Here is a 21,277-nt window from a genome sequence, read left to right on the forward strand (position 1 = left end):
CTCATCCCTCTTCACGTTTCATTTGAATAAACACTTCTATTTCATCAATCGAAAAACCCTTTCGATATAACGCTTGCTTCATCTTATTTTCATACGTCCAACCATCATATTTCTTATATTTTTCATGATATTTATTACCATGATAGATAAGAGCTTCTTCTTGCTTTTTATCATCCTTTTCATCTTTTAATTCTTCTAAACAAATTTGAATGATATCACGCCCATATCCTTTCCGCACTAACATCTCTTCTAATTTTTGTTTCATTTGAAAAAAAGAATGTTTTTGATAAGACTTTTTTTTCTTTTCTATAAGTACAAGAGCATTTTCAATTTGCTTCTCCTCGGGATACTCCTGTAAACTATGTGTAATCATTACATCCGAAATCCCTTTACTTAACAGTTCACGTTTCAAAACAACTGGTCCTTTTTGATTCACATTGCTATGCGTACGCACATAGGCAATTGCATACTCTTTATCATTAATATAACGGTCACGTAATAGTTTTGAAACAACTTCAGAAATGATGGCTTGTCCAATTTCTTTTTTCCGTAATTGCTCTTCTATTTCCTTCTTCGTTCTCATTTGATGCGATAAATAAGTAATTGCATATAAATATGCTTTTTGTATTTCTTCATCATATAAAATGTTAGTTAATTCAACATCATCAAATTCCAAACCTTTTTGAAGCCCATGTTTTATTAAGGTAACTTGATCAACACTAAAACCATATTCTTCTCCATGACCTTTATCAATATAAATATTAAATCTTTCTTTCGTTCGTTTTTGTACTTCTATTTTTGTAATGACAGCCATACATTTCACCTCAACATCATTTTAACATATATGAAACAAATTTGAATTTCTTGAATATACATAATGAGGAGGGATTTCTCTTGGAAATTGCTATTTCTGGAGGCACAGGTTTTATCGGAAAAGCACTCACTTTATATTTAGCTAGCAAAGGTCATACCGTATACATCCTCACACGTCAATTAAGAGAAAATCATTCCCCCGCAAATATACGGTATATACACTGGGATGCTGATGCTTCGGAATTTCCGCTTTCTTCCGTTGATATCGTTATTAACCTTGCCGGTGAATCTATCAATAATGGTCGTTGGACGAAAAAACAGAAAGAAAAAATTATAAATAGTCGTTTACACACAACAAAAGGCTTAATTAAACAACTACAAACGTTACACAAATACCCAAGCACGTTTATAAATGCAAGCGCGATTGGCTATTATGGTACATCAGAGACAGACACATTTACAGAAGATCAACCTAAGCAAGGGAATGATTTTTTAGCTACTACCGTTCAACTATGGGAAAAAGAAGCGAGTAAAGCAGCTGATCTTGGTATTCGTACGATTTACACGCGCTTCGGTGTTGTTCTTGGCAAAGAGGGAGGAGCACTACCGAAAATGTTACTTCCCTATCAATTCTTTATTGGGGGAACAATCGGTTCAGGAAACCAATTGCTTTCTTGGGTTCACCTCGAAGATGTTGTTCGAATGATCGATTTTGCGATTCATACGAAAGAAATAAGCGGTGCTTTCAATATTACAGCTCCTCACCCTGTAACAATGACAGAATTCGGAAGAACAACCGCAAAAGTGCTTCATCGGCCACATTGGTTACCAGTACCTGTATTTGTACTTAAAACCCTTCTCGGTGAAATGAGCATCCTTGTTTTAGAAGGACAAAAAGTATTACCTCAAAAGGCAATACAACACGGGTATACACATTCCTATGCTACTTTAGAACATGCGCTTCAAAATATTGTATTGCACTAACGATTTCTAAATTTCCGCTAGAAAAAACTAAAGAGGTTCTTATGAAAACTTTATTTAAGCAAGCGACTGTTTACCCTATTACATCTCCTAAATTGAAAGGTGATGTATTGGTGGAAAATAACAAAATCATTGCGTTAGAACGATTTATTGAAGCTAGCAAAGATATGATCGTTATTGATGCACGCGGCCTTCACCTTCTTCCAGGTTTTATCGATGTGCATACACATCTTGGGTTATATGATGAAGGAACTGGTTGGGCTGGAAATGACGCAAATGAAACCGCGGAAGTATTAACACCTCATATTCGTTCTCTAGACGGCATTCATCCTTTTGATGTAGCTTTTCAAGATGCCCTGCAAAACGGCATTACAACCGTGCATGTTATGCCTGGTAGTCAAAATGTAATCGGCGGAACAACATGCGTCATCAAAACAGCCGGAAATAGTATTGATCATATGGTCATTCAAGAACCCGCTGGCTTGAAAATTGCATTTGGAGAAAACCCAAAACGAATGCATAGCAACGGAAACAAAGAATCTATTACCCGTATGGGAATTATGGGAATGCTTCGAGAAGCATTTTATGAAGCAAAGTACTATGGAAATGATACCGATTTTCGAATGATTCCTATTTTGCAAGCGCTCCACCGCGAAATTCCTATACGTGCCCACGCTCACCGTGCAGATGATATTTTATCTGCTCTTCGCTTTGCTAAAGAATTTAATCTCGACTTACGTATTGAACACTGTACAGAAGGCCATCTTATTGCTGATAAATTAACAGGCCACGATTTAAAAGTATCTATCGGACCAACATTAACACGCCGTTCAAAAATTGAAATTAAAAATAAATCTTGGCAAACATATCATACTTTATCTAATCATGGGATTGAAGTTTCTATTACGACAGACCACCCCTATACACCCATTCAATATTTAAATATTTGCGCGGCTATCGCCGTTCGAGAAGGATTAGATGAACATAAGGCTCTAGAAGGAATTACCATTATACCAGCTCGCAATTTACGACTAGAAAAGAAAATCGGTAGCATAGAACCTGCAAAAGACGCTGACCTTGTCCTGTGGACTCATCATCCTTTTCACTATTTAGCCAAGCCTGTATTAACGATGATAGATGGAAAAATTATCTACACAAAAAATTCATAAAAACTAGTTTATTTTTTTGACTAGATGAAGTATTATACGATTATAAACTGAATGAAACCATGATCAATTTGTGTCGTGTTGAGTAATTTCAAATTGATGAATGGGGAAGGCAAATGGTGCGCCACCAGCATTATAGACTGGTTCTAGTGGGTTCGATTCCCACCCCGAAATTTTTTTAAGTTTTATATAAAAATTTCGAGGGTGGGATGTTTTTTTGTCGTCATGCTGCCCTCTTTTTAGGAGGAGATAGTATGTTAAAAAAACGTGACCTACATGACAGCCACGTTCTATATGATTTGATGATGCACCCTGATGTCTTCCCCTTTGTGCGTCAGAAGGCGTCTTCTTATGATGAATTTTTGTTTTTAACAAAGCAAACAATTGAAGCGGAAGAACGTGGAGAATTAATTTCGCGCACAATTGTTGATGAATGGGGAAATCCAATCGGAACAATAACTTTATTCGACATCCAAGAAAAAGCAGGATTTCTTGGTACTTGGCTCGGTAAACCCTATCATGGAAAGGGTTATAATAAACCTGCAAAAGACGCTTTCTTTAGCGAGCTTTTCTATGAATTAGATATTGAGACTATTTTCATGCGAATTCGTAAATTAAATACTCGTTCTATTAAAGCTGCCGAAAAACTACCATACGTGAATCTAGCAAATGAAACACGTAAATGTGTATACGATCAAATTAACGCAAACGGTGATGTATATAACTTATATGAAATTCCAAAAGATCAGTACACACTACACACAATGCGCGAAGCAACATTCCAAGACGCTCACCATTTAAAAGAAGCGTAATCTATGTATATCTCCCTCTGTCATTGGTAACGATAGGTAATGACTTTATGACATGAGGTGAACTGGAATGGATAAGAAAAGACGCGAAAAAACGAAAAGTAAATTATCTAGCACACAAGAAGTTCTCTATCAACGTGAATTTAAAAGAGCAGATCGTGCAGCTGGATATAAACCAAAAGGAATTTATTAACATACAACTACCTCTTGTTTAAAAGAGGTAGTTTTTTTGTGGAAAACTTTATCCACAGAATCGTTGGGAATGTGTATAAATCTGAGTATCTTTCCTATAACAGAGGAATTTCATCACAGTTCATTTGTTTAATTTGTGGATACTTTCACTAAAACTTGTGGATATTGTGGATACTTTTGTTAATATTTTAAGTTTACTGTATATTGAAAGCGAATTCTTTTGTGGATAATTTAAAATTCTACAAACAATTTCCCTTCTCGTGTGGAAGGTTCTTAGACATGAGGGCTTAGGAAGCAGAGCTAGACAAAAATGTCGAAAAATAAAAATGGATTTATACAGAAACGAAAAAAACCTCCTTCTACAGATAGAAAAGAGGCTCTTATATTAAGTAAAAGACTGTACAAGGGCTGGTGAACGTACTGGTGAATGTACCCGCACGTGATTTTCCTCTAAAATAGAATCTACAATATGAAACGCTGGTTCCGGACGATAAATGTGTTTCATTGCTTCTTTCATTTGCAATAGCTTCATATCATCTTGCAATAATTCTTTCGTTTTCGAAAAGATTTCATGATCTTCACGAATAACAACTGCTGCACCTTGTTTTTCAAAATACTTCGCATTTTCATTTTCTTGTCCTGGTACTGGTTTATATAAAACGACAGGTACTTGCAAAGCTGCTGCCTCACTTAATGTAATTCCTCCTGGCTTCGTAATCATGCAAGAGGTAATACGGAACAGCTCATCAATATTCTCTACATAACCGAATACTTTTAATGCATCTGGATTGCTTTCTTGTAGTTGTAGCAAATCCTCCTGCAATGCTTTATTTTTCCCGCAAACTACGGCTATCTGCAAATTAGGAACTGATAGAAAGGACTGACATAACTCTTTTACACTTCCTAGCACTCCATGTGCCCCTGCCACAATAAGTAAAGTCTTTTTGTCTCGTGACAAATTATACTTATCATACAAGGCTTCTACATTAACAGATGCTTCAAAGCTTTTCCGAATCGGAATTCCTGTCTCTACAATTTGCTCAGCAGGTACTCCTACTTCTATCATAATGTTCTTCACATAATCTGTTGCGACAAAATAACGATCTACTTCTCGGTGGATCCATATTTTATGCAAGCAAAAATCAGTCAGTACATTATAAACAGGAATAGAAATACCTGTTTGTTTTTTTAACTCTGGCACCGCAATGATTGGAAATGTATTAATAACAATATCGGGTTTTTCAGCCTGTAATATCGCTTTTAAACGTTTTCGTCCAAAATTGGCATACCATGATGCAATTTTTTTATCGTAAATTTTTTCAACGCCATAATAAAATAAGCGGTATAGCTCTTTCCCAATTGTATAACTTTTTAAATATAAATATTTTGTAATATCTGTTATGAAAGGATGTGATTCACTAAAAAGATCGCATACAATTACATCCTGAAGTCCTCTTTGACGAAATGTTTGTTCTAATGTTTTTGCCACTTGTACATGACCGTTACCGTAATGTGCTGTTAATATTAAAACCTTGGGGTTTTTAATCAAACAAATCCACTCCTAGCTTTTTCGGTCCTTTATATTGCACCTGTCACAATATAAAAAACAATTTCCTTATAATTTTGCAAGTTTGAACTCCAACGAATTTCCGCTGGATATGTACCTGTCGTGGATATACAAAGCATATGTTATTGACCCCTTAATCCCATCTGCTCATATCTTAACATTATACTTTCCTATAACTGCTTTCGCAATAACTTGACGTTTGTCTATACTTCATGATACGCACTACACTATTTCTTAATTCTTTCTATTGTTTCGTTTTCCCTTTACATTTTTGTAAATTTATCCATATCATTTCTTTACAAAAATAGTCAATATATAATATAAGTATACTCTTTTCCTTATCTTTGCTCTACTATTTATCGAAAGAAAGCAAAAAGCCTAATCCACAATTGGATTAGACTGCTCCTAAAATATTCTTTGCTTTTTGAACACTTTCTTCCGTTGGAGGCTCTACTCCTTCAAGAGGATATTTGTGACCTAGTGCCTCCCATTTATAAACACCTAACTTATGATACGGCAAAACTTCTACCTTTTGTACATTATCAAGACTTTGAATAAATGCTCCGAGCTTTTCTAAGTCCTCTGTACCATCAGTAACTCCAGGTACAAGTACATGACGCACCCAAATTGATTTCTTTTTATCTGATAAATAACGAGCAAATTGTAAAATATGTTCGTTCGGTTTGCCTGTTAATTTGCGATGTCTTTTTGAATCAATATGTTTTAAGTCAAGTAATACCAAATCTGTATATTCCATCAAAATGTCTAATTTTCTTTGGAATTCTTCATCTTCAGAATAGCACCCACCTGAAGAATCAATTGTCGTATGAATGCCGATCTCTTTACATTTCTTAAACAACTCAATCAAAAAGTCTAACTGCAATAGTGGCTCACCGCCACTTACTGTAATACCACCGCCAGAAGCTTCCATAAAAGGAAGGTAACATGTAACATCCTGCATCACTTCTTCAACTGTTATTTCTTTCCCTTTACCGATCTCCCACGTATCCGCATTATGACAATATTGACAACGTAGTAAACACCCTTGTGTAAAGATGATATAACGAATCCCTGGGCCATCAACAGTACCACAAGACTCAACAGAATGAATTCTTCCTTTTACCATGTTACTTCCTCCTCTATTAAAACAGCTCCCCTCTGTCTTATGAAAAACAGAGGGAAACTTTTTACTTACATGCTTTCGTGCATTGTACGGTTAATAACGTCAATTTGTTGTTCACGAGTTAACTTAATGAAGTTAACAGCGTAACCAGATACACGAATTGTTAATTGTGGATATTTTTCAGGATGTTCCATTGCATCCATTAATGTTTCACGGTTAAATACGTTAATATTTAAGTGATGACCTTCTTTTATAGCATATCCATCTAGCATAGATACTAAGTTGCGAATTTGTACATCTTCTTCTTTTCCAAGCGCTTTTGGAATAATAGAGAATGTATTAGAAATACCATCTCTTGCTTCTTCATATGGTAATTTCGCAACAGATAATAATGATGCTAGTGCACCTTTTGTATCACGTCCGTGCATTGGGTTTGCACCTGGTGCAAATGGTTCGCCAGCACGACGGCCATCTGGTGTGTTACCAGTTTTCTTACCGTATACAACGTTAGATGTAATTGTTAAGATTGACATTGTATGAACAGAGTTACGATATGTTTTATGTTTACGAAGCTTGTTCATAAATGTTTTTACAAGGTTTACTGCCATTTCATCTACACGGTCATCATTGTTACCGTATTTAGGGAAATCTCCTTCGATTTCAAAATCAACCGCAATACCATTTTCATCACGAATTGGTTTTACTTTCGCGTATTTAATTGCACTTAAAGAGTCAGCTACTACAGATAATCCTGCGATACCTGTTGCCATTGTACGAATAATCTCTGTATCATGAAGTGCCATTTCGATACGCTCATAGCTGTATTTATCATGCATGTAATGAATTACATTTAATGTATTTAAGTAAAGACCTGCTAACCATTCCATTGTCACATCAAATTTACGCATAACTTCTTCAAAATCTAATACTTCAGAAGTAATTGGTGCATATTCAGGTGCAACTTGTGCTTTTGACTTTTCGTCTTTACCACCGTTGATCGCATATAATAATGCTTTCGCTAAGTTTGCACGCGCTCCGAAGAATTGCATTTGTTTACCAATTCTCATTGCAGATACACAGCAAGCAATACCGTAGTCATCACCATATTCTGGACGCATAATGTCATCATTTTCATATTGAATTGCAGATGTTTTGATAGACATTTTCGCACAGTAGTTTTTAAAGTTCTCTGGTAATTTTTTAGACCAAAGAACTGTTAAGTTTGGTTCTGGAGCTGGTCCTAAGTTATCTAATGTATGCAAGAAACGGAATGAGTTTTTCGTTACTAATGGACGACCATCAAGTGAAATACCACCGATAGATTCTGTTACCCAAGTTGGATCACCAGAGAATAATTCATTATAATCAGGTGTTCTTGCGAATTTCACAAGACGTAATTTCATAATGAAGTGGTCAACAATTTCTTGTGCTGCTTCTTCTGTTAATGTACCGTTTGCTAAATCTCTTTCAACATAGATATCTAAGAAAGTAGATGTACGGCCAAGACTCATTGCTGCACCATTTTGCTCTTTAATTGCTGCAAGATAACCAAAATATAACCATTGGAATGCTTCTTGTGCATTTGTTGCTGGTTTAGAAATATCAAAACCATGAGAAGCTGCCATTTGTTTTAATTCTTGAAGGGCACGCATTTGCTCAGATAGCTCTTCGCGTAAACGAATTGTCTCTTCGCTCATTACACTGCTCGTTGTATTTAAATCTGCTTTTTTCGCTTCGATTAAACGATCGATACCGTATAATGCAACGCGGCGATAGTCACCGATAATACGACCACGGCCATACGCATCTGGAAGACCTGTAATAACGCCTGATTTACGAGCTGCTCTCATTTCTGGCGTATAAGCATCGAATACACCTTGGTTATGTGTTTTGCGCCAGTCTCTGAAAATACGGCTTAGTTCTTTGTCCATTTCGTATCCGTAAGCTTCACAAGATAGCTCTGCCATACGAACACCACCGAATGGTTGTAATGAACGCTTAAATGGTTTGTCAGTTTGGAAACCAACTACTTTTTCAATATCTTTATTTAAATATCCTGGACCATGTGATGTAATAGTAGAAACAATTTCTGTATCCATGTCAAGGACGCCACCATTGTCACGTTCTTGTGTTGTTAATTCCATTACTTGATCCCAAAGTTGTTTTGTCGCTTCTGTTGCAGCAGCTAAGAAGGAATCATCACCTTCGTAAACGTTTATGTTATTTAAAATGAAGTCGCGAACATCAACCTCTGCTCTCCACTTTTCACCTTTAAAATTTTCCCATGCATTTTTTACATTTTCTAATACTTCAGTCATCCTAATCTCCTCCATTTTTGATTAGTACAGGACTTAGATTTTTTATATAACAGCTCACGTATTTAGGATACTACTTTTTTAAAAAAAGGAACGTTTAAGTTGTGACATGTTTGTGAATAATTGCACAAACCACTATCAGCGTAGTGGAAACCCTGCCTACAAACTTTGTTAAATCAACCCATATTTTAATAATTTCATTTTTTTGGCATTCTAATAAAGGAAACCTTTTCTATAATATAAGATTCGTACTTATCGCAAACTGTAATACTACCTCTTTCTATTCTGTTATAGTTTTTTCGAAACAGAATAGAAAAAAGTGTACCTGTTTCGGTACACCTTCTCCATTATATTTCTCTCTTACGTTCTCCATCATGAAAACCACCTCGAACATCAAGTTCTTCTATCACATATGACATACCTTCTATATGATCCCCAATAATTCGAAGTACAGCAGGGGCATGGCCCCGCACTGCAAAATGTTCTTCCGGACGGATACGATTTAATCGATCTACATCCACACGATGCACGCAGGAAATTAAGAAACCCGCTAATGCCGCCTTTACTTGTGCCACACATGGCGACAATAAAGTATCAAATCCAATATACTCTAAGCAAACCTTACTAAACGCATGCGGTACAGCTACTAGTGAACCTATCCCTAAATCTTTTCGATTGCAAGCTAAGTTTAAAGCATATTTTAGCGCCGTAACAAGGTGTAATGGCGCTCGTAAATCTAAATAATAATTTAAGTCGTTCAATACGACATCTTGTCCGTCCGCAATCGCTTTTGCAAAAGGGTACAAATCTTTTGCAGGTATCACAAAGTCGCCATCAATAAATAGTAAAATGTCCCCTTTAGCCATTTGAGCACCTATAGAACGTCCCACATCATTTCCAAGTCTTTCTTCATACACAATAGTTGTAGCACCGCACCGCTTTGCAATCGCTGCTGTTTGATCATTTGATCCATTAACAATAATGATAATTTCAAGCGGTTCAATTTTACGTGCTTCTTGAATAACCATTGCGATTGTCATTTCTTCATTTTGAACAGGAATGATAATAGAAAGTTGTTTCTCATTATATAAGTTAGATTGAACTCCCCACCCTTTATAATATGACGGCAATGCTTGATTACCAAACTCTCGTAAGGCAAATACAATATCTCTTCTCCTATTTCCATCTGTATATGCCCCTCGGTTATCATAATTAGCCAACCATTCGCCTAATGCTTCTATATGATCCCCTATCATTCTTTGCTCTGCATGTGCAAGTTGATTCCCATATGCTTCATGCTCAGCTGGACGAAACTTATTTGGAGTAATAACATCAATTGCACAATGCCTCTGTATTCGCCATTTTTTCGTTATTAATCGAACATGTGCAACAATTGGATTACATAACGCATCATAACCAATACTTTCAATCGCTTCTTTCGTAATCGCATGCGGTACTGATAAAATAGAGTCAATTTGTAAATCTGCTCGGTTCACTATATCATTTAAAATTTGGCGCCAGACAGTAATGGAATGCGGACGTTGCTTTTTCTTAAATAAATCATCAAAATTATTTAAAATCACGTCTGCTTGTCCATGTAAAATGGGATTGAGAAAAAAACGGAGGCTAGACGAAGAAATAGGAAAATCACCATCTAAAAATAACAAGACTTCCCCCTTAGCAAACTTGGCACCTACCGCACGCCCAACGTCGTTCCCGAGCGCTTCACTACTACTTATGACTATACAATCAAGCTCTTTTGCAATTCGTTCCGAATCATCTGTACATCCATTTGCAACAACAATAACTTCAAGCGGATTCAGTTCCTTCGCAGAAAGAATTACCTCTCGAATAGAATCAGCTTCATTATATACGGGAACGATAATTGATAAAGACTTAACCATAAAATTCTTCACGAAACCACGCAATGGTTTTCTGTAACCCTTCTTCAAATGCCACTTTTGGTTGAAATTGTAATAAAGTAGTTAATTTCGTTACATTCGGGCGTCGATGTGGAATTTCTTCAAATCCATCAGGATATACTTCCTCAAATGGAACATAAATCATATCCGAAGAACTTTGAACCATCTTCTGAATCATTACAGCAACATCTTGAATAGAAATTTCATGTTCAGAACCAATATTAATAATTTCACCATTTACTTTCTCGTCCATTGCTTTAATTGTTGCTTCTACTGCATCTGTTACATACGTAAAACAGCGCGTTTGTGTACCGTCCCCATATACAGGAACTTCTCTATTTTGCAAAGCTGCGCTAATAAACCTCGGAATAACTCCTGCGTACGGACCATCTTTAGCGCGTGGCCCGTATATATTGAAATAGCGGACTATCGTTACTGCTAATCCTTGGCGAGCGTAACTTAAGCAAAGTGTCTCTTCTAACGTTTTACAAATCGCATAGCTCCACCTAATTTTTGCAGTCCCACCATATAAACGATCCCCATCCTCTACAAATGGTGGTTTTGCTTTTCCATATACTTCAGATGTAGACGCAAATACAACTTTTTTCTGTCCCTTTAAAGCAGCTTGTAAAATATTTCTCGTCCCGTCAAAATTTGTTTCAATGAGCTCAACACTTTTTTCCATCGTGCTTTTTACACCTAAAATAGCTGCTAAATGAAATATTACATCATGACTCTGAACCAATTGCTCTATTTTTCCTTTATCTAATACACTTGCTTTTACAGTTGAAATTTTCTTTGTTAAATCGAAATGATATTTACGCTGTCCTTTATAGAAGTTATCTACAATCGTTACATCATATCCACGATGCAAAAGCTCTTCAGCTAAATGAGAACCAATAAAGCCAGCTCCTCCTGTAATTAAACATCGTTTTTTCATATATTCACCTGCTTTAATACACCACGTGTATCTAATACTTTCTTCGCCTGTTTAATTACCTTCCAATCAATAATAGAATGATCTGTTAAAACAATTACAAAATCTACTTGATCAATCGCTTCTTTCGTTAATAAAATAGATTCATATCTTTTACCAGCAACGTGTGCCACGGGAATATGCGGATCATGATACGATAGGTTATACCCTTCCCTTTGTAGTAGGTCGGCAACTATAAGAGCAGCTGATTCACGTAGGTCATTTACATCCCTCTTATAAGCGAGACCTATTAACAAAACATTTGCTTTTTCTGGTGCCTGTTCTTTTACTTGTTTTACAATATGTTTCGGCATTTCCTTATTAATACGATGTGCAATCTCAATAAACTGACTAACCATACCGTATTGCTTCACTTTCCATTGAAAATATAATGGATCAACAGGAATACAATGTCCCCCAACTCCTGGTCCCGGCCAATACGGTGTGAATCCAAATGGTTTCGTCGCCGCTGCTTCTAAGGCTTCGTGAAAGTCTATTTTTAACTCTTTACACAATAAATCCATTTCATTTACCAATGAAATATTAACGAGCCGTTGTATATTTTCAAAGAGCTTACACATTTCAGCAACTTTCGGGGAGCTAACTGGTACTAAATCATCAAATATATCTTCATATAATTCCATAACTTTTTTCTTACATAGCTCCGTTTGCCCACTTACAACTTTTGGAATTGATTGTATTGTATATGTCGTACTTGCAGGATCAATACGTTCAGGGGAATATCCGATATAATAATCTATCCCAACATTTTTACCGCCTTTTGATAAAATCGGAATTATTACTTCTTCTAACGTACCTGGATATGTTGAACTTTCAAAAATGAAGGTTTGGCCTCTTTGAAGATGCTTTTGAATATAATGTGAGGCAGAAATGATCGCACTTAAATCTGGTTCACCATTTTGATTTATCGGTGTTGGCACCGTTACAATCACATGAGTACTTTCTTCAAATGCTTTCACTCCTTGTTCTAGAGTTGTCGCTCCAAAGATCCCCTGCTCAACGAATTGCTGCAACACTTTAGATGCAACATCAGGGATGTAGCTAACACCATTTTGAATACTTTTTACCTTCTCTTGATCTTTGTCTATTCCTATCACCCTGTATCCATTTTGCGCAAAATGGATCGCCAACGGTAAGCCAACGTACCCTAAACCGATAACTGCCACTTTGCAATGATTACTTTCCATGCTCATCTTCCTTTCTAAGTTGTTCTATAATCTTCCGATCACGTTCACCATCTGTAAAACTTCCTCGTTTATCTGTATGTTTTAATAAATACGCTATCGCTTCTAGTTGATCCCCAAAAATACGATCAAAAGCGGGGATTCGCCCATTTACAACATGATGTTGTTCTGGACGAATTCGATTCGGTTTTACAACATCAACATGATGAACAGCTTGAATAGAAAAACCTGCTAATATCGCTTTTATTTGAGCTAACGGTGGAATCATTAATGCTTTATAACCAATTGTACCTATTACTTTTCTATGAATAGCATGCGGAACAGCTGTTAAAGAGTTATTCCATAAATCCGGACGCTTTGCAGCTAAGTTCACAAAGTATTTTCCAGCGCTAATTGGATCTACTGGATGAAACTCATCTAACAAACACTGCATATCATTTAATGCTATATCAACACCATTCTCGATTGCTTGTACAAACGGGCGCAGCTCTTCAGCTTGAATAACAAAGTCGCTATCAATAAATAAGAGAACGTCTGCTGTTGCATACATCGCTCCGATTGCCCTTGCAACATTATGTCCAAGTGCTTCACGAAATTCTACTACAATAACCTGTTCTGCTTTAGCCTTTCGAATCGTCTCCTGATCTGATCCATTAGCCACCACAATAATTTCATCAATTCCTGCTCGTTTTACTTCTTTAATAACAGCCGTAATTGTTTCTCGTTCTGCACCTGCAGGAATAACTGCACTATATTTTGCCTTTTTTTCTTCTGGAACGAAAAGAGTATAATCACTTACAACATCCCGATTTCGTCCACCATCTGTAAATCCTCCTCGCATACCATATACTTCAATCATATGATGTAATGCACGCAAATGGTCTCCCATGATACGACTTGTCGCTTTTGGATAAGGTGATCCAGCAGATGTGCCTGTATGAACAGGGCGAACTTTATTAGAATGAATGACATCTACAGACCCTAAGTCCCCAATGGTCATCCCTTTTATAACGGCCATTGCTTGAAATAATGCTGGATCCGCTAAATTCCACCAGCCTATTTTCTCTATTACAGTTCTTTTTATTGCATGTGGAATGGCAATGAGTGAACCTACAACAAGCTCTTTTTGATTCAAAAAACGATTAAACATAAACTTACTCACTGTTGTATAATGCGGACGAATCTTCAAATACACAGACCAAGTTAAATTATTAACTGCAATATCCTTTCCTTGTTTCATACATTGAATAAATGGTAATAGCTCCTGATGTGGGATAATAATATCTCCATCTAAAAATAAAACTATTTCTCCCTTCGCTTCTCTTGCCCCAATTGCTCGGCCAACATCATTACCTAATGGGTGCTCACTATAAATAATTGTACATCCGAAGCCCTCTGCGATTTCTTTCGTTCGATCAGTAGATCCATTATCGACCACAATGATTTCATAAGGCTGTACCTTTTTTACTTCTTCTAGCACACCGCCTATCGTCTGTGCCTCATTATGGGCTGGAATCACAACAGATATACGCATTTTCTTCCTCCTAACTATACAATCGAACATATGAAACAACTGGAATTCTTACAATAACATCTTCTGGCGGACCATAAGATGGAGATGTTCGTATCACAACTACTCCATCCGTTACAGATAAAATAATGCCCGTCACAATTTCACCAACAAGTACAACTTGAGCAAGTTGTCCCACATGAGATCGTAATGTATCAATAAATTTCATTCTCTTTCTCCCCTTTCCCTATAACTCACGAATTGAAAGAATACTTGTAAATGGTAATAAAATGACGCTTCCAGCTGATTCTTGTAATGTTAAAAAATCATCTCCTACTTCTGAAATTACACCTGTTAACATGCCAACTGTTACAGTAATTTCAACTTCTTTCCCTAGCAATTGTTCTGCAATTTCTTTAAATGGAGAAACATTACATTCTTTTAAAATAAAGCAAATGATATTTTGAAAATCCTCAGATTCAACATATTCTTTGACACCTTTTTTTGTATAAATTTCTATATACCTTGCAAACCGTGGTGAAAATAATATTTCTTCTAGGCCGGGCATGAATTTTTCGTAAAAAAAGCTATCTAATTGACATCGCACAACCCGTGCAAGCTTGTACCAATAACCTTTGAATGCAGACATGATCCTTTCCTCCTATATACAATTCTCTGTATGGACAACCTATCCACACTTATCAATGTATACAGAAATGCCAACTTTGGTGTTAAACCAGCGCACATTTTTTGTAAAACAAATCACATGCCTATACATGAAGTACACATCTAAGTGCCAACATAATATAGTGAAACTTCTATAAGTAGGAGGAATTTGATATGCGAAAAACAAAAATTGTTTGCACAATTGGACCTGCAAGTGAACAATACGAAACGTTGCTTTCTTTACTAGCATCCGGAATGAATGTGGCTCGGCTAAATTTCTCTCATGGAACGCATGAAGAACATCAAGTACGGATCGATACAATCCGAAAAGCCGCAGCAGCCTCCAAAAAGAACATTGCGCTCTTACAAGATATTAAAGGACCCAAAATTCGCACTGGAGAATTTGAAGGTGGACAAGCTGAATTAGTTGATGGGGAAACAGTTAGTGTTTCAATGAAAGAAGTCCTCGGAACATCTAAACGTTTTTCTGTCACTTATGAAGGACTATATGATGATGTAGAAGTAGGGTCACACCTATTACTCGATGATGGCTTATTAGAGCTAGAAGTAACAAACAAAGATAATGGTGAATTACAAACGAAAGTTATACATGGTGGAATCATTAAAGATCATAAAGGTGTAAACGTACCAAATGTAAAAATCCGTCTGCCAGGTATTACTGAAAAAGATAAACAAGACATTCTGTTTGGCATACAGCAACAGGTTGATTACATCGCAGTCTCTTTTGTACGTAAAGCTGCGGATATTTTAGAAGTACGCAATATATTAACAGAGCATAACGCCTCGCATATTCGTATCATCGCAAAAATTGAAAACCAAGAAGGAATTGATAATATAGCAGAAATTGTAGAAGTTGCAGATGGGATTATGGTTGCGCGCGGTGATATGGGAATTGAAGTCCCTGCAGAATATGTACCAATCATTCAAAAACAATTGATTCACACTTGCAATACGCTAGGAAAACCAGTCATTACAGCAACACAAATGCTTGATTCCATGCAAAGAAATCCAAGACCAACAAGAGCGGAAGCATCAGATGTAGCAAACGCCATCTTTGATGGCACAGATGCGATTATGCTTTCAGGAGAAACAGCTGCCGGTGAATATCCAGTAGAAGCTGTACAAATGATGGATAAAATTGCTCTACAAGTAGAGGAATCTTCTTTATTCCAAAACCAAAAGCAATTCCTTCATAATAACTACAAACAAATAACAGAAACAATTGGTGCTGCTGCCGTCCAAGCGGCTTATTCTTTACAAGCAAAGGCAATTTTAACACCAACGAAAAGCGGTCATACAGCACAAATGATTTCAAAATACCGTCCGCACACGCCAATTTTTGCAACAACATCTGAACAATCTGTTATGCAGCAACTCGCACTCGTATGGGGCGTACACCCATTTTTCACCACTCCGAAACAAACGACAGATGAAGTAATTGAACAAGCAATAAGCAACGCAAAAGAACAACAGCTTGTCGTTACGCAAGATCTCATCATTGTAACAGCAGGCGTCCCTGTTAACGAACGCGGAACAACAAATCTGCTGAAAATTGAAGTTGTAAAATAATAAAAAATGATAGATCCTCTTCTTGTTAGAGGGGCGAGAGCATCTGACCGCGCATAGAAGCGGTCAAGGTCTGTTCTCTGCCACATGCAATGTTTTGCAAGAGCAGATCATGTTGTATTCTGCATTAGCGCAATTTCTATGACGAAAAATTAAAATGAATTTATATATAAATAGATATTTCTCTGCCCGCTAGTAAAGTAAAAGAGGCAGATGCCTGATGTCATCTGCCTCCACCATATCTAATTATTTTTCAAAGTTAATAATGCAGCCACAGCATAATATAAAGCTTTCTCATACTTCGCGTGTTCTACCACTGATAAATTAACAAGCGAGCCACCGCTAGCCGAAAAATATTCAATCGCTTCTACTGGAATTGCATCTTCTTTTACTTCAATAGAACTACCATCATTCCATTGGCCTTTTTGGATATTCGCATACAAATCTCCATTAATTTCACCAATTTCTTCATCATGCTCAGACAGTAAGAGCCACTTCAACTTTTTTAAGCTTAAGATTTGTTTCAATCCACCAATCTTATTCCCTACCAAGTCATGAAATGTATAAGAAAAGGACATGCCTGGTTTTTGTTTTACAATCAGCATCGCTTCACCCAGTTCGTTATATAAAACAAAGCGTTTTTCAATCAATGCGTTCAAAAAAAACGATATGAAAATCTTCCATAGTCTTTGTAGGCTTGTTTCATATTCTTCTTTTAAAATAGCCATTGTATTTCCAGCCATCGAAAAGTATGTAACAGTGATTACGAAAGATGCCTCTCTTCGTACAACGAATCGATGGTGGTGCAAGAGCGACGATGTCCCTTCGGTACAAATTGTTGTGCTAATTTTCTTTGCCCTCTCTCTTTCTACAAAGCTATAAATCATAAAAAGAAAGGCTGTTATAATCATGCTAATAAAGGTCATCGTATCTTTATTCCACTGAAAATGCGGCGTTCGAACATAATCAAGGATAAACGCTATAATAGCAATCAAAAATAGAAAAATAGAAAAAAGAAATAACCTTTTTCCATTCCGGGCATGATGCTCATGGATCCCCATTTTTATCTCCTCATTTTTACATATTTTTATTATTATCTCATTTCCACATGGTTTTTCCAAAGGTATAAATTCCAAAAATTCCCAAACTATAAATTGTGGATATGTAGAATAAAACATGCCCTGCTCTCGCCTACCTAAAAAGAAGAGGTTTTTAGGTTTTTATTTTCCCACAAAATTCCCCATATAAAACTACAAAAAAGCTATCTCATAAGATAGCTTTCTAACCTTCTACATGCCGTACCATCGTATAAATATCATTACTTACAACGCCAAACGACTTAATGTTATTTTGAATATTAGATAATAACACAACATACGTATTTCCATCTTTACTAAAACTATTTAAACAATTCCATCCTGGCATAACACCATGATTCGAGTAACTACCAGGGTCCACATACCAACCAAAACCATAATCCTTTTTAACTGCCGTAAACATTTGATGATAACTTTCACTTGAAATCAGCTTTCCTGTAAACAAAGCTTGATCAAATAAATATAAATCATATGCAGTCATATATATATCACCACAGCCAAATAATTGCGACATACTTGGTAAAGCTGGTGTTGTCATTTTATTATCGACAATTTTATAACCAGTAGATGGATATTTTCTTTGTTGGAAATTATCACCAAATCCAGAATGTTTCATACCGACTACTTCAAAGATATTCTTTTGAATATAATCTTGAAGGGATTGTCCGCTCACCTTCTCGGCAATATACGCAAGCACGGAATAATTAGAATCAGAGTATTTCCATTGTGATCCGGGCGGGAATGCCAATTTTTGCTTTCCTATTCTTCTAATTAATTCCTCATGGGTGATGTTCTCTGATCCCTCGCTGTACTCTGGAATCCCTGATGTATGCGTAAGAAGATTTACTAATTTAATTTCTCCGCCTCTTGGAAAATCAGGAATATATTTTGCGACAGTATCTTGTATGTTTAATTTATTTTGTTCTTTCAATTGCATAATTGAAGTTGCGACAAAAGCTTTTGTAATGGAACCAATATAGTAGGCCGTCTCTGAATTATTAGCAACATTTTTTTCTTGATTGGCAAGTCCATATCCTTTGTTCAAAAGAACCTTCCCATTTTTTACAACAACCGCTGTGCCGCTAAAGTTTTTACTCTTCATATACTCATCTAATTGGGCATTATTATTAATTTCTTGCGGAGGTTGCTCCACTACCACTTCTTCTTTTGGTTTCTCTACAACTTCTTTCTTTACGTCTTCTTTCTTTATTTCTTTTTTTACTTCTTTCATCGCTTGCAAAGTTGCCTTTTTTTTATCATGGGAAGTAATTTTCGCATACCCCCAATAGATAAGGGCAAACAACAGACTGAGAATAATCGTTCGTTTTATATATACAATCGGTCTGTGAGATTTCATAGCAATAAAAACCTGCCTTTTCACATAGTTGCTCATTTCACATCTTACTTTATCACGCAGCCAGTATTTTACCAATGCTATGCACTAAAAAATAAAAAAGAGCACCAAAAATGCAAGATAGTCGTTACATTTGTAATGAAAAACCCCCCTCATTTTTATCCCGCTATTTGCGGGCAGTAATACTCCCGCCTCAAAATTCAGCGGATGCAAAGAAGATAAACTGCGCGTAAAAGACCGATTGGTGAGGGCTGATAATCAGTGGGGAATGAAGAAACCCCCCACTGATTAAAGTTTCACTTTATCAATGAGGGGTTCCTATTTCTTATACGTGCTTCTTCATATCATCAGCGACAGACTCAACGTTTGTCCCAACGATGACTTGTACACTTGTATCACTTAACTTCATAACACCTTTTGCACCGGCACGTTTTAATGCTTGTTCATTTATTAAGCTTGCATCTTTTACTTGCAGGCGAAGACGAGTGGCACAGTTGTCAATAACAGCTAAATTTTCTTTTCCTCCTAACGCTGCAACATAAGTTTCACCGATGGAACCGGCTTCACCTGCTGTAATTGTTCCTTCTTCTAATAACTCATCATCATCTTCACGACCAGGCGTTTTTAAGTTTAATTTCTTAATTAAGAAATAGAATACAAAGAAGTAAATTGCTGCGTAAACTAAGCCTACACCTGCTAATAATACTGGCTTTGTTGCAATACCAAAGTTAATACCGTAGTCAATTGCACCCGCACTAAATGAGAAACCATCGTGAATGCCAAGCTTTGTTGTTATAAATAAAGAAAGACCTGTTAATACAGCATGAATCCCATATAATACTGGTGATAAGAACATAAATGAGAATTCAATTGGTTCTGTAATACCAGTTAAAAATGAAGTTAAGGCAAGACCAATTAACATACCCGTAACTGCTTTACGCTTTTCTGGTTTTGCTGCTGCAATCATCGCAAAGCATGCTGCTGGTAAACCAAACATCATGATTGGGAAGAAACCTGTCATAAACATACCTGCACTTGGATCTCCTGCAAAGAAACGAGCAATGTCGCCATTTACAACAGCTCCTGCTGAGTTTGTAAATTCACCAAATACAAACCAGAAGTACGTGTTCATTACATGGTGTAAGCCTATTGGAATTAATAAGCGGTTTAATAAACCGAAAATCCCTGCACCAATTGCTCCTAAATTAACGATGCCATGTGCTACCGCATCGATACCGCTTTGAATCGTTGGCCAAATTTCTCCAAACACTAAACCTAACAGAAGCATCACTACAGATGTAATAATTGGAACGAAACGTTTACCAGCAAAGAATCCTAACCATTCTGGTAATTTAATTTTATAGAATTTGTTGTATAGTAATCCCGCAACGATACCAGCAATAATACCACCTAAAATGGCCATATTAATTTTTGGTGCTAACGTTGCCGCCTTAGAAATCTTACCTAACGTATCTGCTACTTTAGATGGATCTACAGAACCCATTAAATCTTGAACACTTTTCAATTTATCGTTTAACTCTACCGCTGAATACCCTTTACTTAAAGTATCGGTCGTATTTTTCAAAACAAGATAACCAATCGCACCTGCCAGACCCGCGGCACCGCTGCCATCAACAGACAAACCAACTGCAACACCAATTGCAAAAATAAGTGCTAAGTTATCAAAAATTGCTGCACCGGCTTGTGCCATAACAGGAATATTAAATACGTCAGGTTGCCCTAAACGGAGTAATAGTCCGGCTGCTGGTAGTACCGCAATTGGAAGCATTAGTGCTTTACCAATACGTTGTAAAAACTGCAACATCTGAATTCCCCCTATCCAAAATTATGAAATCGTTACCAATTATAAATATGTTTTAGAAAACGCTTTCTATTACAAAAACATAATAACATATAGTTGTATAGATGTGTAGTTATTATACTCATTTTTTTTATAAATTTATTTTCCTTTTGTAATCTATATAAATCCATTT

17 protein-coding genes and 1 pseudogene are annotated in these 21,277 nt (G+C 36.5%); 5 read left to right on the top strand and 13 right to left on the bottom strand.

Annotation, left to right across the window (positions count from 1 at the left end; genetic code table 11):
- Position 1: 1 nt before the first annotated feature.
- The gene (recX, locus tag AB1280_RS15500; protein WP_429756364.1) at positions 2–814 is read right to left on the bottom strand and encodes a recombination regulator RecX; all 813 of its coding nucleotides are present in this window, start codon (positions 812–814) and stop codon (positions 2–4) included.
- 80 nt (positions 815–894) lie between these two features.
- Between recX and AB1280_RS15505 the strand changes: the two genes are divergently transcribed.
- From AB1280_RS15505 to AB1280_RS15520, 4 genes are all read left to right on the top strand, one after another.
- Entirely contained in the window at positions 895–1,797 is a 903-nt protein-coding gene (locus tag AB1280_RS15505; RefSeq protein WP_429756365.1) for a TIGR01777 family oxidoreductase, read from the top strand.
- Positions 1,798–1,838: 41 nt separating this feature from the next.
- The gene (locus tag AB1280_RS15510; RefSeq protein ID WP_429756366.1) at positions 1,839–2,963 is read left to right on the top strand and encodes an amidohydrolase; all 1,125 of its coding nucleotides are present in this window, start codon (positions 1,839–1,841) and stop codon (positions 2,961–2,963) included.
- A gap of 251 nt (positions 2,964–3,214) precedes the next feature.
- Complete coding sequence (locus AB1280_RS15515) at positions 3,215–3,772, top strand: GNAT family N-acetyltransferase (RefSeq protein WP_272188984.1); 558 nt, start codon at positions 3,215–3,217, stop codon at positions 3,770–3,772.
- Positions 3,773–3,839: 67 nt separating this feature from the next.
- Positions 3,840–3,962: a YfhE family protein gene (locus tag AB1280_RS15520; protein ID WP_098918427.1), complete on the top strand. Its 123-nt coding sequence runs from the start codon at positions 3,840–3,842 to the stop codon at positions 3,960–3,962.
- A 384-nt stretch (positions 3,963–4,346) separates the two neighbouring features.
- Here AB1280_RS15520 and AB1280_RS15525 read toward each other — a convergent pair whose 3' ends face one another.
- From AB1280_RS15525 to AB1280_RS15565, 9 genes are all read right to left on the bottom strand, one after another.
- Positions 4,347–5,510: a diglucosyl diacylglycerol synthase gene (locus tag AB1280_RS15525; RefSeq protein ID WP_429756367.1), complete on the bottom strand. Its 1,164-nt coding sequence runs from the start codon at positions 5,508–5,510 to the stop codon at positions 4,347–4,349.
- Positions 5,511–5,922: 412 nt separating this feature from the next.
- Positions 5,923–6,654, bottom strand: a complete 732-nt coding sequence (gene pflA / locus AB1280_RS15530; RefSeq protein WP_272188982.1) for a pyruvate formate-lyase-activating protein — start codon at positions 6,652–6,654, stop codon at positions 5,923–5,925.
- Positions 6,655–6,719: 65 nt separating this feature from the next.
- Positions 6,720–8,969 (bottom strand): formate C-acetyltransferase, encoded by a 2,250-nt coding sequence (gene pflB, locus AB1280_RS15535; protein WP_429756368.1) that lies wholly within the window; start codon positions 8,967–8,969, stop codon positions 6,720–6,722.
- A gap of 344 nt (positions 8,970–9,313) precedes the next feature.
- Positions 9,314–10,870 carry a glycosyltransferase family 2 protein gene (locus AB1280_RS15540; protein ID WP_429756369.1) on the bottom strand — a complete coding sequence of 519 codons (1,557 nt, stop codon included), beginning with the start codon at positions 10,868–10,870 and terminating at the stop codon, positions 9,314–9,316.
- Complete coding sequence (locus AB1280_RS15545; protein WP_429756370.1) at positions 10,863–11,828, bottom strand: NAD-dependent epimerase/dehydratase family protein; 966 nt, start codon at positions 11,826–11,828, stop codon at positions 10,863–10,865. The genes AB1280_RS15540 and AB1280_RS15545 overlap by 8 nt, the downstream gene beginning before the upstream one ends.
- Positions 11,825–13,072, bottom strand: a complete 1,248-nt coding sequence (locus AB1280_RS15550; RefSeq protein WP_429756371.1) for a nucleotide sugar dehydrogenase — start codon at positions 13,070–13,072, stop codon at positions 11,825–11,827. The genes AB1280_RS15545 and AB1280_RS15550 overlap by 4 nt, the downstream gene beginning before the upstream one ends.
- Positions 13,062–14,603: a glycosyltransferase family 2 protein gene (locus tag AB1280_RS15555; RefSeq protein ID WP_429756372.1), complete on the bottom strand. Its 1,542-nt coding sequence runs from the start codon at positions 14,601–14,603 to the stop codon at positions 13,062–13,064. Before AB1280_RS15555 ends, AB1280_RS15550 begins: the two co-directional genes overlap by 11 nt.
- Positions 14,604–14,613: 10 nt before the next feature.
- On the bottom strand, positions 14,614–14,808 hold the full coding sequence (locus AB1280_RS15560) for a hypothetical protein (RefSeq protein WP_429756373.1): 195 nt from the start codon (positions 14,806–14,808) through the stop codon (positions 14,614–14,616).
- Between the two features lie 18 nt (positions 14,809–14,826).
- A complete protein-coding gene (locus AB1280_RS15565; RefSeq protein WP_272188975.1) occupies positions 14,827–15,228 on the bottom strand; it encodes a DUF2642 domain-containing protein in 402 nt (133 codons plus the stop codon).
- A 191-nt stretch (positions 15,229–15,419) separates the two neighbouring features.
- Here AB1280_RS15565 and pyk point away from each other — a divergent pair.
- Positions 15,420–16,829 (top strand): annotated as a pseudogene (gene pyk / locus AB1280_RS15570) (pyruvate kinase); the annotation flags it as partial.
- Between the two features lie 245 nt (positions 16,830–17,074).
- Here pyk and AB1280_RS15575 read toward each other — a convergent pair.
- The 3 genes from AB1280_RS15575 to nagE all read right to left on the bottom strand — a co-directional run bounded on the left by AB1280_RS15575 (position 17,075) and on the right by nagE (position 21,108).
- Positions 17,075–17,893: a sugar ABC transporter ATP-binding protein gene (locus tag AB1280_RS15575; protein ID WP_429756374.1), complete on the bottom strand. Its 819-nt coding sequence runs from the start codon at positions 17,891–17,893 to the stop codon at positions 17,075–17,077.
- A 220-nt stretch (positions 17,894–18,113) separates the two neighbouring features.
- Complete coding sequence (locus AB1280_RS15580; protein WP_429756375.1) at positions 18,114–19,286, bottom strand: serine hydrolase domain-containing protein; 1,173 nt, start codon at positions 19,284–19,286, stop codon at positions 18,114–18,116.
- 322 nt (positions 19,287–19,608) lie between these two features.
- Positions 19,609–21,108, bottom strand: coding sequence for an N-acetylglucosamine-specific PTS transporter subunit IIBC (nagE, locus tag AB1280_RS15585; RefSeq protein WP_429756376.1), 1,500 nt, complete (start codon positions 21,106–21,108; stop codon positions 19,609–19,611).
- Positions 21,109–21,277 lie beyond the last annotated feature (169 nt).

The sequence above is a fragment of the Bacillus sp. S10(2024) genome, from assembly GCF_050473865.1.
Lineage (GTDB): Bacteria > Bacillota > Bacilli > Bacillales > Bacillaceae_G > Bacillus_A.